15 protein-coding genes are annotated in these 15,939 nt (G+C 45.5%); 7 read left to right on the top strand and 8 right to left on the bottom strand.

Going from position 1 to position 15,939, the window contains the following annotated elements; translation table 11 throughout:
• The first annotated feature begins 8 nt into the window (after positions 1 to 8).
• Positions 9 to 965, top strand: coding sequence for a sugar-binding transcriptional regulator (locus AC27HD_RS10565; protein WP_487105658.1), 957 nt, complete (start codon positions 9 to 11; stop codon positions 963 to 965).
• A 183-nt stretch (positions 966 to 1,148) separates the two neighbouring features.
• On the opposite strand, the gene AC27HD_RS10560 is transcribed toward AC27HD_RS10565, so the two are convergent.
• The 5 genes from AC27HD_RS10560 to AC27HD_RS10540 form a co-directional block, all read right to left on the bottom strand.
• Entirely contained in the window at positions 1,149 to 2,186 is a 1,038-nt protein-coding gene (locus tag AC27HD_RS10560; protein ID WP_487105656.1) for an ABC transporter ATP-binding protein, read from the bottom strand.
• An 11-nt stretch (positions 2,187 to 2,197) separates the two neighbouring features.
• Positions 2,198 to 3,028, bottom strand: a complete 831-nt coding sequence (locus tag AC27HD_RS10555; RefSeq protein ID WP_487105654.1) for a carbohydrate ABC transporter permease — start codon at positions 3,026 to 3,028, stop codon at positions 2,198 to 2,200.
• 4 nt (positions 3,029 to 3,032) lie between these two features.
• Complete coding sequence (locus tag AC27HD_RS10550; protein ID WP_487105652.1) at positions 3,033 to 3,905, bottom strand: carbohydrate ABC transporter permease; 873 nt, start codon at positions 3,903 to 3,905, stop codon at positions 3,033 to 3,035.
• Between the two features lie 68 nt (positions 3,906 to 3,973).
• Positions 3,974 to 5,281, bottom strand: coding sequence for an ABC transporter substrate-binding protein (locus AC27HD_RS10545; protein WP_487105650.1), 1,308 nt, complete (start codon positions 5,279 to 5,281; stop codon positions 3,974 to 3,976).
• 70 nt (positions 5,282 to 5,351) lie between these two features.
• Complete coding sequence (locus tag AC27HD_RS10540) at positions 5,352 to 6,626, bottom strand: hypothetical protein (RefSeq protein WP_487105985.1); 1,275 nt, start codon at positions 6,624 to 6,626, stop codon at positions 5,352 to 5,354.
• Positions 6,627 to 7,407: 781 nt separating this feature from the next.
• Between AC27HD_RS10540 and AC27HD_RS10535 the strand changes: the two genes are divergently transcribed.
• Both AC27HD_RS10535 and AC27HD_RS10530 read left to right on the top strand, forming a co-directional pair.
• Positions 7,408 to 8,289: an acyl-CoA thioesterase gene (locus tag AC27HD_RS10535; protein ID WP_487105648.1), complete on the top strand. Its 882-nt coding sequence runs from the start codon at positions 7,408 to 7,410 to the stop codon at positions 8,287 to 8,289.
• A 19-nt stretch (positions 8,290 to 8,308) separates the two neighbouring features.
• A complete protein-coding gene (locus AC27HD_RS10530) occupies positions 8,309 to 9,070 on the top strand; it encodes an SDR family oxidoreductase (protein WP_269518662.1) in 762 nt (253 codons plus the stop codon).
• 12 nt (positions 9,071 to 9,082) lie between these two features.
• Here AC27HD_RS10530 and AC27HD_RS10525 read toward each other — a convergent pair whose 3' ends face one another.
• Entirely contained in the window at positions 9,083 to 10,825 is a 1,743-nt protein-coding gene (locus AC27HD_RS10525) for an amidohydrolase (RefSeq protein WP_487105646.1), read from the bottom strand.
• A 47-nt stretch (positions 10,826 to 10,872) separates the two neighbouring features.
• Between AC27HD_RS10525 and AC27HD_RS10520 the strand changes: the two genes are divergently transcribed.
• The 3 genes from AC27HD_RS10520 (at position 10,873) to AC27HD_RS10510 (ending at position 12,995) form a co-directional block, all read left to right on the top strand.
• The gene (locus AC27HD_RS10520) at positions 10,873 to 11,016 is read left to right on the top strand and encodes a hypothetical protein (protein ID WP_487105644.1); all 144 of its coding nucleotides are present in this window, start codon (positions 10,873 to 10,875) and stop codon (positions 11,014 to 11,016) included.
• Between the two features lie 177 nt (positions 11,017 to 11,193).
• Complete coding sequence (locus AC27HD_RS10515; protein WP_487105642.1) at positions 11,194 to 11,739, top strand: heme NO-binding domain-containing protein; 546 nt, start codon at positions 11,194 to 11,196, stop codon at positions 11,737 to 11,739.
• A gap of 8 nt (positions 11,740 to 11,747) precedes the next feature.
• Entirely contained in the window at positions 11,748 to 12,995 is a 1,248-nt protein-coding gene (locus AC27HD_RS10510; RefSeq protein ID WP_487105640.1) for a sensor histidine kinase, read from the top strand.
• A gap of 141 nt (positions 12,996 to 13,136) precedes the next feature.
• Here the strand turns inward: AC27HD_RS10510 and AC27HD_RS10505 are convergent, their stop codons facing one another.
• Both AC27HD_RS10505 and AC27HD_RS10500 read right to left on the bottom strand, forming a co-directional pair.
• The gene (locus AC27HD_RS10505) at positions 13,137 to 13,760 is read right to left on the bottom strand and encodes an HD domain-containing protein (protein ID WP_032094730.1); all 624 of its coding nucleotides are present in this window, start codon (positions 13,758 to 13,760) and stop codon (positions 13,137 to 13,139) included.
• Positions 13,761 to 13,770: 10 nt separating this feature from the next.
• Entirely contained in the window at positions 13,771 to 14,895 is a 1,125-nt protein-coding gene (locus AC27HD_RS10500; RefSeq protein WP_487105638.1) for a TauD/TfdA family dioxygenase, read from the bottom strand.
• 98 nt (positions 14,896 to 14,993) lie between these two features.
• Here AC27HD_RS10500 and AC27HD_RS10495 point away from each other — a divergent pair, with 98 nt between their 5' ends.
• On the top strand, positions 14,994 to 15,896 hold the full coding sequence (locus AC27HD_RS10495; protein ID WP_032094731.1) for a LysR substrate-binding domain-containing protein: 903 nt from the start codon (positions 14,994 to 14,996) through the stop codon (positions 15,894 to 15,896).
• The last annotated feature ends 43 nt before the right edge of the window (positions 15,897 to 15,939 follow it).

The following is a 15,939-nucleotide window of genomic DNA, read 5'->3' as shown; positions in this document are numbered from 1 at the left end:
GAAGTACTATGCCTACATTGCCAGCAAGCGAGCAACGAAAACTTGAAGACGCCGCCCGAGCGGGTTGGTTGTATTACGTTGCAGGAAAAACCCAAGATGAAATAGCTAAGCAGCTGCACACATCAAGGCAGTCTGCTCAGCGTTTAGTGGCGTTAGCAATATCGGAAGGATTGATAAAAGTAAGGGTAGAACACCCTATTCGCAAATGTATGGACCTTGCCAGCAAGCTTCAGGAAAAGTTTGGTATTAATCACTGCGAAGTAGTGCCAAGCGACGATGAAAGCCCCACGTCTACCGCAGGCCTTGCTCAAGCAGGTGCGGCAGAAATAGAACGGCATTTAAAACTTGCCTCACCCCAAGTTATTGCGTTAGGTACAGGCCGCGTGTTGCGTTCGTGCGCAGATGAAATTGCCACTATGCACTGCCCGCAGCACCGCATTGTGTCTTTAGTAGGTAATATTGCGGGCGATGGCTCTGCCAGCCGTTACGATGTGGCTATTCACGTTGCCGATCGCATTGGTGCGGCCCACTTTCCTATGCCGCTACCGGTTATTGCAGACTCAGTAGAGAACAAAGAACAATGGCATGCACTTCCTCATGTGCGCAACGTACAAGCGTTGGCACTGCAGGCAAACGTCGCCTTTGTGGGTATTGGTAATTTAGGTATTGTGTCGCCCCTTCACGATGACGGATTTATTGGTGATACCGAATTGTCCACCTTGCAAAAGCAAGGGGCAGCTGGCGAGATCATTAGTTGGATTTACGATAGCAACGGCAACATTATTGATTGCAACGTGAATAAGCGCGTAACCAGCGTGCCTATTACCGATATAAAACAAAACGCCGTGATTGGTATTGCCGCAGGCGAAGATAAAGTGGGTGCCATTAACGGCGCGCTACTGTCTGGCTTAATAACGGGCCTAATCACTAACGAATATACCGCCAGCAGGCTATTGAGTTTATAGCTGTTGGGTTTATGGCTGTTGAGTAGCTATTGAGTGTATAGCGCCTTTATAATTTATGACGCTAACAACCATAACGCGGGGGCACTATGCCACCCGCGTTGTCGTTTTTTAGCTAGCGTGAACTAGCCGGCCTGAGCTAACGTAAAGCTAACTTAAGATTACGTTAGCTCAGGTTAGGCTGCTTTAGGCCGTTTTAGCTTCGCTACCACCTGCTGCATTTTCATAAATGGTGATACCTTTTTCATCAAAGCGCATTATTTTATCTTCAGCCGCGGTTAGGTTTACCACATCGCCATGAGATAACGCGCAGTCGCCATCCGCTTTCACTGTTAGCGTATCGCCATTGTCTAAATGTACATGCAAGAAGGTTTCTGAGCCCAAGTGCTCAGCCACGCCCACTTTTCCAGACCAGCGCCCTTTCTCACCAGTAATTTTTAAATGCTCGGGACGTACGCCAATGCTTCTTGTTGCGTCGTTAGGCTGTGCTTTAACATCTATAAAGTTCATTTTAGGCGAACCGATAAAGCCAGCAACAAAGCGGTTAACTGGGGTTTGGTAAAGCTCTAGCGGCGTACCAACTTGCTCAATAATACCGCCGTTAAATACCGCTATACGATCGGCCATGGTCATCGCTTCCACCTGATCGTGAGTAACGTAAATCATTGTGGTATCTAATCGTTGATGAAGCTCTGATATTTCAAGGCGCATGTTCACGCGAAGCGACGCATCTAAGTTTGATAGCGGCTCGTCGAATAAGAATGCGGATGGCTGGCGCACAATAGCACGGCCTATGGCAACACGCTGGCGCTGACCGCCCGATAGTTGGCCTGGCTTACGATCGAGATAATCAGTCAAATTCAGCATTTTTGCCGCAGACGATATTTTCTCTTCAATAACGTTAGGCGCTACTTTCGCTCTTTTAAGCGGGAACGCGATGTTATTGCGCACTGACATATGCGGATAAAGCGCATAAGACTGAAACACCATGGCTAATCCACGCTTCGCTGGCGGTGTGCTAGTGGCATCGTTACCATCAATCTCGATAGTGCCGCTGCTAGTGTCCTCAAGCCCTGCAATCATTCTAAGCAGCGTAGATTTACCGCAGCCAGATGGCCCAACAAACACAATAAACTCGCCGTCGCGGATATGTAAATCGAGGGGTTTGATAACGTTTACGTCACCGAAACTTTTCGTTACCTGTTTTAAAGTAATGCTACCCATTTGAATATCTCCTACTTAACCGCGCCAAAGCTCAAGCCGCGCACTAATTGTTTTTGACTAAACCAGCCAAGGATAAGAATAGGCACAATGGCCATTACTGAGGCTGCTGATAATTTTGCGTAAAATAACCCTTCAGGACTTGAATAACTCGCGATAAACGCGGTTAACGGAGCTGCGTTGGCAGCGGTTAATATGAGTGTCCAAAATGCTTCATTCCACGCCAGAATAACGTTTAACAGCAATGTCGACGCTATGCCCGGTAAAGCAATAGGCAACAACACATGGAAGATTTCTTCTTTAATTCCAGCGCCATCCATACGTGCCGCTTCTAATATCTCGTGTGGAATTTCGCGGAAATACGTATATAGCATCCACACCATAATTGGCAGATTGATCAGCGTCATCACTATCACTAGCCCTAATTTGGTATCGAGCAGGCCGAAATCGCGAAACAATAGGTAAATTGGAATTAATACACCTACTGGCGGCAGCATCTTGGTAGATAGCATCCACATAAGGAGGTTTTTGGTACGCTTGGTTTGAACAAACGCCATAGACCACGCCGCAGGCACCGCAATAAGAAGGCCTAACAAGCTTGCGCCAACAGAGATAACCACCGAGTTCCAAAAGTGAGTGAAATACGGCGAACGAGATAGTACGTCGGAATAGTTTTCTAGTGTCCACTGGAACATAAACAAGCTGGGAGACGCTGAAATAGCTTCAGCCTCTGTTTTAAAGCTAGTGAGCAGTGTCCATAAAATGGGAAAAAAGATTAACCCACTGACACACCAGGCAACTAACGTATAAATGACCTTTGATTTTTTACTCGAATTCATTGCCATTACCTTAGCCCTCTAAGTTTTTGCCGATAAGACGCATCAAGAAAATGGCAACAATGTTGGCAATGATAACCGCCACAATACCGCCAGCTGAACCGCCCCCAACATCAAACTGCAATAGAGATTGAGTGTAAATTAGGTACGTTATATTGGTTGATGAATACCCCGGGCCACCGCTGGTAGTCACCAATATTTCAGCAAACACCGAAAGTAAGAAAATAGTTTCTATCAGTATGACCGCTGTAATCGCCCGCGATAAATGCGGCAATACAATATAAAAGAACTTACTGAAAGGCCCTGCGCCATCTAGGTCGGCGGCCTCTAGCTGCTCTCGGTCTAGCGACTGAATAGCAGTTAGTAAAATAAGTGCTGCAAAGGGAAGCCACTGCCAAGACACAATGATGATGATAGACAGCAAAGGCAACTCGGCGAAGAAGTCGATTGGCGCTGCGCCAAAAAACTCGGCCAAGTGAGCAAATAGCCCGTTTACTGGGTTCATCAGCATGTTTTTCCATACCAGTGCAGATACAGTGGGCATAACGAAAAACGGCGCTAGCACCATAATTCGAACATAGCCTGTGCCCCAAATGTCTTGATCTAACAAAATAGCTAAACCAATGCCCCCACAGATGGTGATAAGCAGCACCTCACCCACTAGTAGCAAGGTATTAAAAAAGGATTCTATAAACGCAGGATCGGTTAAGAAGAATTCGTAATTTAAGAAGCCAATGAATTCATTGTCGCCAGGTATGAGCAGGTTATAGTCTAAAAATGAGAAATATAACGTCATGCAAAGCGGAACGACCATCCATATCAGTAACAACGCAACTGAGGGTGCGAGCATTACTTTGGCCAGTGTACGAGATTGAGTTGTTGCCATTACCTAGGCCCCTTACAAACGAAAAAACGGGGTAAGTGCGGTGCACTCCCCCCTCGATTTACCGCCTATTACTTTGGATAACGCGCTTTGCGCATGGCTCTTTCAACAAGGCGTTGTGAGCTTTGTAGCGCTTGGTCGACAGTCATGCGTTTGGTAAGCGCTGCACTAAATTGCTGTCCTACCGCAGTACCAATTCCTTGGAATTCTGGAATGGCAACAAACTGAACACCAACGTAAGGTACTGGCTTTACAGTAGGGTTTTTAGGATCGGCAGCGTTGATTGATTCAAGGGTAATTTGAGCAAATGGCGCAGCATCTAAGTATTCTTGATTCTCATAAAGTGAAGCGCGAGTACCGGGAGGTACGTTAGCCCACCCTTTCTTTTCAGCCACTAACGCAGAGTACTCTTTAGACGTGGCCCAGCTGATAAACTTCATGGCAGCGTCGGTTTTCTTACTGCTTGAAGGAATAGCTAAGGTCCATGCCCACAGCCAGTTGCCTCGCTTCCCTAGCCCGTTGTCTGGCGCTAGCGCGAACCCAACTTTGTCAGCCACTTCAGAGTCTTTTTCGTTAGTGACAAAGCCACCCGCAACCGTTGCATCAATCCAGATGCCGCATTTGCCTGTTTGGAATAATGCTAAATTTTCGTTAAAGCCATTTGCAGAAGCGCCAGGAGGGCCATACTTTTCCATTACATCCACGTAGTAATCTAGCGTGTCTTTCCATGCTTTTGAGTCAAACTGAGGTTTCCAATTTTCATCAAACCAACGGGCACCGAAAGAATTCGACATGGAAGTAAGCAGCGCAATGTTTTCACCCCATCCTGCTTTACCGCGTAAGCAAATACCGTAAACGCCTTCTTCTTTATCTGTCATTGCCGCTGCAGCCGTTCGGATAAACTCCCATGTGGGGGCTTTAGGCATTTCTAAGCCTGCTTTTTTCATTAAGTCGGTGCGGTACATGACCATTGAGCTTTCTCCATAAAACGGAGCTGCGTACAGTTTGTCGTTTACCGATAAACCGCCGCGAATAGCGGGTAAGAGGTCGTCTACATCATACGACTCGCCTAAGTTGTCTAGCTCGGTCAGCCAATTTTGCTTACCCCAAATAGGCACTTCATAAGTACCAATGGTCATCACATCGTACTGGCCGCCGCGTGTCGCTACATCGGTAGTAACACGCTGTCTTAAAATGTTTTCTTCTAGCGTTACCCACTTAAGAGAAATGTCAGGGTATTGCTTTTCAAAATCGCTGCTTAGCTCTTTCATGGTGATCATGTCACCATTATTTACCGTGGCAATTGTGATGGTTTCAGCCGTTGCTGCCGCGTTCATCGCAAGTGCACCGCACAGCATTAAAGATAATTTTTTCAACATCAGGTGGTCCCCTTTGTAATTTTGTTCGGGCGCTTATCTAGCAGTGTGAGTAAGCGCCTATCTGTTGTTTTTAGAACTTCACTGAGATTTCGGAGGTTAATCCGCTGAAGCCCTGCCCAATTTGACCACCAGAATTTACGCCTTCGTCTTGGTCAACGTATTCCACTTTCCAAAGTGTTCTATTATTTATCCAGTAGCCCGCAGACACCTGTAAGCGAGTCACTTCATTATCTTGCTGCGTGATGAGGTCTGAGGTGTTCTCAGCTGATGCATATCGAGCCGCTACATAGAACTTTTCTGGCAAAATATACTGCTGCGCTTCCACAACCCAGTAATCGACAGACGCATCGGCTTCTACTACTTGAGTAGAGTCGAAAGTGGTTCCTAATGGGTCTTGCACACCGTCGGTGCCAAAGTAGGTAATACCCGCAACCGCGTTGCCATCGGCATCTGCAAAGGTGTAATCGTCGGAAGCTCTACCTAGCATCACGATAACGCTTGTTTGGTCGGTAGGCTGGTACGCCAAGTTAAGCTGAAGAATAGATTGGTTTAAGCCTGGCAATGCGCCAACGTGAGTATCACGTTCGCTCGATGCTGAAGCAGAAAAGTTATAGTTTTCGCCATCACCAAAACGGTAGTTGGTAGTGGTAACGCCGGCCAAGCTCGCCGTGCCGTTTTCAAACACTAATTGGTCGCCCTGATTGGCCGAAAAATAGTTTAAGCCCGCTTTAAAACCGCCTTCAAACTCGAGCGTTCCCTGCAGGCGATAGTTATAGCCTCTGTCATCTTGGAATGCTTCGCCAAAGCTAGACGTAGTCATGTGGCCGGCAACATTGTATGCGCGAATAAGCCCATTTTCGTACGACTGGCTGTAGCTTAATTGAATACCGTTTTCTGCGGTGGCGTAATCGGTAATACCGTTACCAATAAGCGCGTTCCCTTGGTTGTCTGCCCCATCTTGGAAGCCTTTAAACTGGAACGCTGCTGCGCCAATGTTACCTACGCGTAAGGTAAGGTTATTTGAATGCTTTTCAGTATTGGTGAGCCCTAGCAGGTCAAACTCAATACCGGCAAAATCTTGGTGGAATGAAAAGTCACGATCGCCGTTATTACCGAAGTCGTTTGGCTCTTCTGCTATGTCGATATCTGCCGTAATGTTTTCAGTAATTTTGAATTTGAACATAAGGTTGACGCGTAAACGACCAAAGCCATCTGACTGCAATTCATCTTCAGGACGAAAAGCACCGTCTTCAGCTTGAATAGCCTGATAATTTTGCATTGCTAAGAAGTTAACTTGGACACGACCGTCTAAAAATTCGTTAGGTTCGTTTGGCGGAATATACATGGGTTTTTTAGCACTTAACTCTTCGGCGTTAAGGCCCGCTGAGAATGCACTTGCGATAATGGCTGATGCAATACCGCTTAGCTTCATTGCGTTTACCTTGTTTGAACTGCTCTTTTTAAAACGACCTAATCTTTCCAACATGACGACTCTCTATCTTGATTCTTTTTGTGAATAAAACTGAAGAACGCGTGGGTTCTACCCGTAAATGTGTTTCCCAAACCTTGTGTGCGCACATCACAAATGTAACCACTAATGCGATACTCACTTCGCAAGTTGTCATATGCCCAGCACGTGAGCATATGACCATTATAATCATTTAAGGTCAACCTTTCGTTAACAAAAAAATTTACAGAATTAACAAATTTTTCATTTATTTATTATTTTTCATATAGTTATTTTGTTAACACAATATTGATTTAGGGATGTGAAAATTTAAGATGTGACAAAAATGTACGAAGTCGAGAAACACAGATAGTGCCGAAGGTATAAAAATCGACCTTGCAATGCGCTTAAAATTGCCTGGACCCGAAAATAACGTGAGGGGATAGTTTTATTTTTTCTTGAAAATTGGAGCGCAAGTTTGGGATAACGATCGCTCACCAACTTATAGTTAAGTAATCAAATTTATGATGAGAATTCCTTGAAAATTACCACATATAAAAAGCGTTTCACTTTATAGTAATGGCATCTTCTACATTTCACAGAAGCTGATTTACAGCGTGTGATGAATGTAAGCCATCGCTTTGCAAGCAATCACTTTGGCTAACCATCGAGGAATAACATGAAGGAGCTATATGAAAGATTGTCACCAACCTACTTATTAACTGAGCTGCTGGATGTTAAAGCATTAGAAAATGACGAATTTTTAGGGCATAGACTAGCGTCGTCTACCGGCCGAGTATTTGGTGGTCAAGTATTAGCACAAGCGTTAATGGCAGCGTCGAAAACGGTATCAGCCGATAAACGTGTGCACTCTTGCCATAACTACTTCATTCGCCCAGGTGACTGCGAGGAAGACATCGTTTTCAAGGTACACCGCGACCTCGATGGCCGTAATTTTAGCAACCGAAGGGTGGTTGCTCTTCAACACAATAAACCTATTTTTAATTTAATTGCCTCATTTCAAGGTACAAGCGACGGGTACCAACATCAAATTGACATGCCAGTTGATATTCCACCGCCAGATAGCTTGTTAAACGAAAATGCATTGGCTGAAAAACATAAAGCCTCACTGCCAGAGCATATGTATGACATGCTTAACCGCTACCGCAGCGTTGAGGTGAGACCTATTAACGAAGAAGCTCACTTTTTAAGAAGCGACAAAAAACTGAGTCAGGCTACCTGGTTTAGAGCAAAAGAGGCGCTGCCGAGCAATACCGCATTACACCGCGCCATATTGGCTTACGCCACCGACTTAACCCTATTGAGCACTAGTGGCCGTCCACACGAAATGCTATGGATGGATGAGAATGTAGCGACTGCAAGTATAGACCACACCGTATGGTTTCACGCCAACGACATTAAAGTAGATCAATGGTTACTCTATTTGATGGATACGCCTTGGACGGGCAATGGCCGAGGGCTTAACCGCGGCAGTATTTTTACTCAATCTGGTGAGCTGGTGGCGTCGGTCGCACAAGAAGGGTTGATTCGTATTAAGTAATGTTTTATAAGGATAAAATATGTATCAAGATTTAGAAGGCAAAGTAGCATTAGTCACCGGCGGTAGCTTTGGCATTGGCCGCACCACTATTTTAGAATACGCCAAAAATAAGGCCAAAGTGGCTATTGCTGATATAGACGAAGCTGGCGCACACGCGGTAGCTGAAGAGGTGCGTTCTCTTGGTGGCGAGGCAATAGTTATAAAGGCAGACGTTTCTAAGTCTGCAGATGTAAAAGCCATGGTTGATGCGGTAGTAGCGCACTATGGTTGCTTAGACATTGCCTTTAACAATGCAGGTATCGACTTAGATCACACCTACCTAGCGGACGCCGAAGAAGATATGTTCGATAAGCTAATGGCGGTCAACGTGAAAGGCGTATGGCTTTGTTTGAAATACGAAATTGCGCAAATGATGAAGCAAGGTGGCGGCGTAATTGTGAATACCGCCTCTATAGGCGGAGTGGTATCTGCGCCTAAAATGGGAATATATGGCGCAACAAAGCACGCTGTAGTTGGGTTAACGAAAACCGCCGCCGTAGAGTACGGTAGAAAAGGCATTCGCGTGAATTCTGTATGCCCCGGTGTTATTAATACTGACATGACAACACGAGCTTTTGAAAAAGATCCTAAAACTGCTCAGCTAGCAACGCGTGCACACCCCATCGGCCGTCTAGGCGAAGCGCAGGATATCGCCAACGGCGTAATGTACTTAAGCTCTAATCAATCGTCGTTTTTGTTGGGTCATCAGTTGATGATAGAAGGTGGTTTTACTGCGCTTTAGCAGCAGTGAGAGTTAGTTTTCTCTCCTGTAAACCACCTGCCCATTGACGACAGTCATGGCTACGTCTGCTTTGAGAATATCAGCTTCGTCTATTGTCATTAAGTCGCGATTAAATATTGTAAAATCGGCGTATTTACCCACCTCTATAGAGCCGCGCAGGTGCTCTTGAAATGCCCCGTAGGCAGGCCAAATAGTCAGCATTTTAAGGGCGGTCTCTCTTGAAACCGCTTGCTCTGGATGCCAACCTTCGCCCGAGGTACCATCCAGTCGCTTTCGGGCTACCGCAGCGTAAAACTCTATCCGTGGATCGCCCACTTCTACCGGCGCGTCTGAGCCTGCTACCACTTTTAAGCCTTTATCAACTAGCGACTTCCATGGATAAGCATAGGCTAGGCGCGCTTGGCCTAATCTAGCCCCAGCAAAGTTTAAATCGCCGATGCCGTGACTAGGCTGCATTGAGGGAATAACGTTTAAATCTACAAAGCGCTGCTGATCGTGTGGCGTTATTATTTGAGCGTGTTCCATACGCCAGCGTAAATCTTGGTGTGCCCACTCTTCTTTAGGCACTGTGTTATACGCCTCTTCGTACCAATTCAGCAGCGAGCGTACTGCTCTATCGCCAATAACATGGGTTTGTACTTGCGCACCATGTTGCAGTGCTTTGTGCAATATGGGCACTAGGGCTTCTTGAGTAATGCGGTTCATAAACCCATTGTGCGGTGCATCAGAATAGTTTTCTAATAGTGCAGCACCTCGCGAGCCTAATGTACCGTCGATAAATACCTTGATGCCTCTTACATCAAACATATCATCGGCGGTTTTTTCACGCCCCCGGGTGAATAACTGCTCGGCCTGTAAAACGGGAATTGACGCGTACACTCTGTGCAACATGTCGCCTTGTTGATGAATTTGCTGCATTAAATCGACTAAGCGATACGGCATGCCGGCGTCTTGAGTTTGGGTCCAGCCCATAGCCACATTGGCCTGCAAGCCTCTTAATAAGTTATCTTTTAAATAGGCATCGGTATCTTTGGGAATAATATCGCGAAATACGTTCATGGCGTTGGCTAGCACGTAACCCGTCAGCTCGCCTGACTCGTCGCGCTCAAACTTGCCGCCTTCAGGGTCTGGCGTATGGCGAGTTACGCCAGCCAGTTCCAACGCCTTGCTGTTTACCAGCGCAGACACACCGTCAGCACGGGGCATAAATAACGGCTTATTTGCGGTAAAGCCATCTACATCATGGCGACTTAAAAAGCGCTGTTCATCGGTCCATTCGCGCTCTATCCACCCGCGACCTAATACCCAATTGTTATCAGGTACGCTGCTTGCCCAATTTTCTATTTCTTTTACGGTTTGTTTTAGCGTGGGCACCCCAAATAAGCTTAAGGTTTTTGTGCGTTTACCTACGCCTTCTAAATGTTGGTGACTGTCGGTAAAGCCTGCAAATACCGTTTTCCCGGCCATATCAATACTGTTGGCATTACCGCACATGTACTTTTTGGCCGCTTCGTTTGAGCCTACAAACACTATTTTACTACCTAAGCTCGCCACCGCTTGCGCCTTCCACTGTGAGTCATTTGCCGTATAAACAGTGGTATTGTGCAGCACTAAATCGGCTTTTTCGCATGTAGATGTTGAAGTGAAAGTAGCTGTAGCGGGTGAGGTAACCGCTGCGTTAGAAGGCGTTTCAGCAACGCTTGATTGAGCCACGGCCAGCGCCGCTGTAAACAATAAAATAGATAGTGCAGACATTCCTTTCTCTCTGTTTTTTCAGTGCTTTAAGGCTTCACTCATTCGCAGTGAAACATTGGAATTTATGCTGGTACACCCGCAGAAAAGAAGATGACGGTGCAAGCAACCTAATAGGTGTTGAAAAATCACTCACCGCAGAAACCATATTTTCAATAATAATCAGCAATAAAACGTATAACACCATTGTTTGATAAGACTAACAATAATTTCTTGCTTACCCCGCTAACTTAGCTAACACACAGAAACTAGCACAAGCAGCATTCTCTATAGATATAAACTCTATAGATATAAAAAACGCTACTTTTGAATTACGTTCTTTTTTTGAGTGTTGTGCTATGTTTTGTAAGAGGAATGTGTGGGAGTTTTTTATGTACGGCATGGTAAACAAATTCATATCTACCACGGTAATAAACCGCTACAGCGAGCAGGACTGGAAAGACATTAATCAATCTCTTGAAGACTATGAATCGTCGTTCGTTGAAATGCAGCCTTACAGCGATGACGTAACCTTTAACCTGGTGGGTGCCTGTGTAACTCATTTAAATGTTGATGCAGCAACGTTTTTACGTCAGATGGGTGAGGATTGGGTGAAAGAGACCTCTCAAGGTAGTTATCGCTCTATGTATGCTCTGGTGTCTGGCGGTGCATTTGAATTTCTATCTAATTTGAACAACATGCATCAAGTGATTTCTGCACAGCTAAAAGAGCTCGTGCCGCCGTCGTTTCTATGTCAAAAAAATGATGACGGCAGTATTACTATTCATTATTACTCTACACGAGACGGATTAGAGCCGTTTGTAGAGGGGCTGCTTTTAGGCGTGTGCAACTACTTTAATGAGCCAGCCACTATCACGTTTGTAGAGGCGAAAACTGAAGATACACCGTTTAGCACGTTTCGTATTAACTTTGTTTAGGAAGCACTTTGCAAATTCATACCTTTCAGTTTGAGCTAGACCAACAGCTCAACATCAAAAGTTTTTCGCCGGCCTTTGGCAAAATTTGCGAGCAATTGCATGAAGATATGCCCTTGTTGAGTGCGTTTGAATTAATAACGCCAAAAATTCCGGTAAGTAAGCAGTTCCTTACTATGTTTAACGGGCAATTAGTGACTATTTGCCCGTGCGACAAAAAAGACTTTGTTTTTGGTGGGGTGTTTTATCAAATTCCTACTGGATATTATTTTATCGGTTACCCTCAGCTTACCGATATGGCGCAGCTTGAAGCCATGAGTCTGTCGCTTAACGACTTTGTTAATCACGACCCTATCAACTTTTATATCGGTACTCTTCAGCTTAAGGAAAGCCTGTACAGGCACGTTAAAGAATTAAATAGTGAACTAAAAGCCAGCGCCGAGCATTTAGAGTCGTTAGTAGACCAACGAACCAAGGAGCTGCTTCAATCTGAAAAAATGGCCTCTGTAGGTACCCTTGCAGCTGGTGTTGCCCATGAAATTAATAACCCTATTGGCTTTTTGCTGAGCAACCTATCTAGCCTTGATGAGTACATGCAAAGTGTTGTTCCATTAGTCACGGCATTGTCTAATTTATCTGAGGCTGACAAAAAACACATAGAAAACCTCTCGCAAACCAATATTAATTGGAACGACTTGGCGTTTATGGCTGAGGATATCTCCCCTCTCATTCAAGAGAGTGTAGAAGGCGCTCAACGCGTGAGCAAAACGGTATCTGGATTACGCAGTTTTGCCCACCCTTCTGACTCGAAGCAGGAACAGCTCTCTATTCAATCGGCTATCGACCTTGCCATATCATTGGTTCGAAACGAATTAAAATACAATGCCGTGCTTCACTATGAACCAGGTGACGACTTTTATGTTACCGGTAATTTAACCGAACTCAGCCAGGTATTTGTAAACCTGTTGGTAAATGCAGTACATGCTATTAGTGAAAACGGAGCGATTGAAATAAATATTGAGGCTACTGATAAAAACGTTGTGGTGAGCGTGAAAGACAACGGTTGCGGCATTCCACCGGAGAACCTCGGCAAACTCTTTCAACCGTTTTTTACCACCAAAGAAATTGGCACTGGTACCGGGCTAGGCCTTGCCATAAGCCACGGTATTATTGAAAGCCACAACGGCAAAATAAGTATTGAAAGTCAGGTGGGCGAAGGCACTTGCTTTACTATTACACTGCCCGCCGCTCGTTTATAGCGCCTCGTTGATAAGTACGTTTTAGCAAATGTCAGCGCTAGCCCCGAAGAAGTGCTCATAGAGATACGGGACTAACGACGACCTTTTAGTATTTACACATCGTGTCTAAAAAAACTCAATCACAGAGTAGCCACGCAAACCCTATGATTGCTCTACCCCAGACATAGCAATGTCTACCGCACTTTTTCCCATGGTTTGATTGCCAACATATTGCGGGTCGAACGCAGTACGAGTAAAAATACGGCGAACTAAAGGCTCGAAGTGCGACAGTGGCTTGGTGGGATAGTCTGGGTCGAAAGACGCCTGATCCCATTTCTCACAAAAATCTACGCACGACTGATACCACGGGTGGTCTTTTAAGTAGTCACGTTCATTTCTGTCGCCACCTAAATAATGGGCGTAATAGAAATTTTGAAACAAGCCGTGCTGATTAATGACCCACGTCACTTCAGGGCGCACGTAAGGACGTAAAATAGAGGCCGCAAACTGAGAGTGGTTGTGCGGCGCTAAATCATCGCCTAAATCGTGAATAAGGGCAGCAAGGATCATCTCATCATCTGCCCCGTCTTCTTCTGCCCGCGTCGCCGATTGCAGCGAGTGCTCTAATCGCGACACCTGATAGCCAGAAAGCGTATGCTCTAATTGCGCTAGCGCCTTTAAAATTCTATCGGGCAGCCCTTTGGCAAACTCTTCTTCGTGCTTATCAAGAAATTGGAACTCTTCTTTCGTGCCGTCTTTCATTTGTTTGAATGCTACGGTTTCCATACAGCGCCCCTTATTGACCACTCATTTTTTGCTTTAACAACTTATAACGCCCTTTCGGTGCATCGTAATCGATATAAGCGCCGTGCAGGTGACGCAATCCTTTGTTTGGATCGAAGCCTGTTCTGCCGTGTAACACGCGGGTATTGTGAAACATTTGAAGCTGACCAGGCTGTAAGCAGAATTTCCACTCAAACTCTGGCGAACTCAGTAGCTGACCCAAGCGCTTACGGGCATTGTGAAAAGTAATAAGGTCGTCATCGCTTAACAAGGGTAAATTGTCTAAACGCGGGCTGTAGGCAATGCCGGTTACTTTTCCGGTCGCATCAGATTCAATAATGGTGCGACGCTCAACCAAATCGACTTCGCTATCGAAATGACGAAAACGCACCGGCACTTCGCTAAGCATTTTGTAGCCCTCTGGCTGCTCTTTCTTTAGCTGCTCTAATACAGATAAACTGTCCACCAGCGTTGATAAGCCCTCACCCGCCTGGTTTTGTAAGCAATGCAGTAGTTGAATTCCTGGCATCGGGTCGCGATACGGATTGTCGGTGTGCGGCCCAAGTGGCACAGAGCGATACGCTAAGTCGCTTGAATTAGGGCGGGAATAAACTTCAAAAGATTTACCAAAATTGGTTTCCCTTACGTGGCCAAAAATCTCGGCAACCTCAATGGTGGCCTCAAGATTCTGCGGCACGTTATCAACAATGATAACGCCATAGGTAAGAAACTTTTCAATTCCTGCAATAAGCCCTTTATCGGAATGCAGCGAATGATATTCCACATGAAAAACCGACTTATCGATATCACTTTTCCAAGGACGTGGGGCTGGAGCGCCATCAAGATGATCGAAATCGGCGTTAAACTCGCTGAGGTCATACTCACCGCTGTACCCATCGCTGAAGGTTAAGCTGGCGCGCAGCTCACTTCTCTTTTCCACCCGTGTGAGTGCTAAATCGGTATCTAGCTGATGCGGATCGAACAAGCGATGTTTGGTTGTCTTATCCACGTTTTCCGTATCCTGGCAACGCTCTCTTAGCCACAGCGCTGGTAATGAAATTTCTTTGCCATCAATGGAGGCCAGTACGCGAGCTTGTTGTTCATCTATGCGGTAATTGAGTGTTTGCACCTGTTGCACTTTTGATTTTTCCTCTGTGAAATGTCAGGCTGCGAGTATCAAGCAAAATTACCTAGCAACACAGTAGCTACGACTTATAGGAAACATGCAAATTCATTATGAAGCAGCGCAACGAACCACCAACACTGAATAGCCTTATTGCGTTTGATGCTACCGTAAAGCACGGTTCGATGACTCTTGCTGCTGAAGAGTTAGGCATTAGCCAGCCCTTAGTGTCGCAGCGAATACGGGCATTGGAAGAGGTGCTTGGCGGTGTATTGGTTAATAGGGAACACAAACCTACGTCTCCCACCATGGCCGGCATGAAATACTATAATGAAATAGAAAAGGCCCTTGCCACTATTCAGCGAGCCACAGACAGCGCAAAAACTGACTTTAACGATTTCAGAACCAAAATTTCTATTAGCGCCTATTTTGGGTTTGCGTTTCATTGGTTAATGCCAAGGCTGCAGCGTTTACAGCAAGCCTTTCCCGATTACCTATTTGAAATTCAGCCAACAAACAGCTTATCTGATCTTCTCGCTTCACAAGCAGACATTGTTTTTCACTACTCAAGCTTGGCGGGTAAATATGAATACGAACATATGATGATTGAGGAAGAGGTTTTTCCTGTGTGCTCACCTGAACTTGCAAACAAGCTGGGCCTTAAAGCTGGACAAAACCTGACTGATTTAAGCAATATACCCTTGCTTCACAAGGATGTTGACGACCCTCGCTGGCCTAATTGGAAAAGCTGGTCGAAGGGCGTAAAAATAAAGCCTTCCACCAACCCTATTGTGTTTCGTTATAACAATTTCCCATTAATTGTTGAGGCCGCTGTGGCTGGGCAAGGTTTGTGCCTTGGTTGGAAAGGCTTAATTACCTCATTTATCGAAGAGGGAAAGCTCATTCCACTTGGCCCCAGCTTAACGTCGCCAGGCCGTGGCTATACCATTTGCTCCAACTATCACTCCACTTTCGCCATAGGCAACGTTATTAAATGGCTGGTGAACGACGCTTAACCATCAATAAATGAAAAGGCTTTTTCTTTTTGAGAATCATATT

Source organism: Alteromonas sp. 4NS20-0143, assembly GCF_057542855.1.
This window is presented reverse-complemented; position numbering and strand designations above follow the sequence as displayed.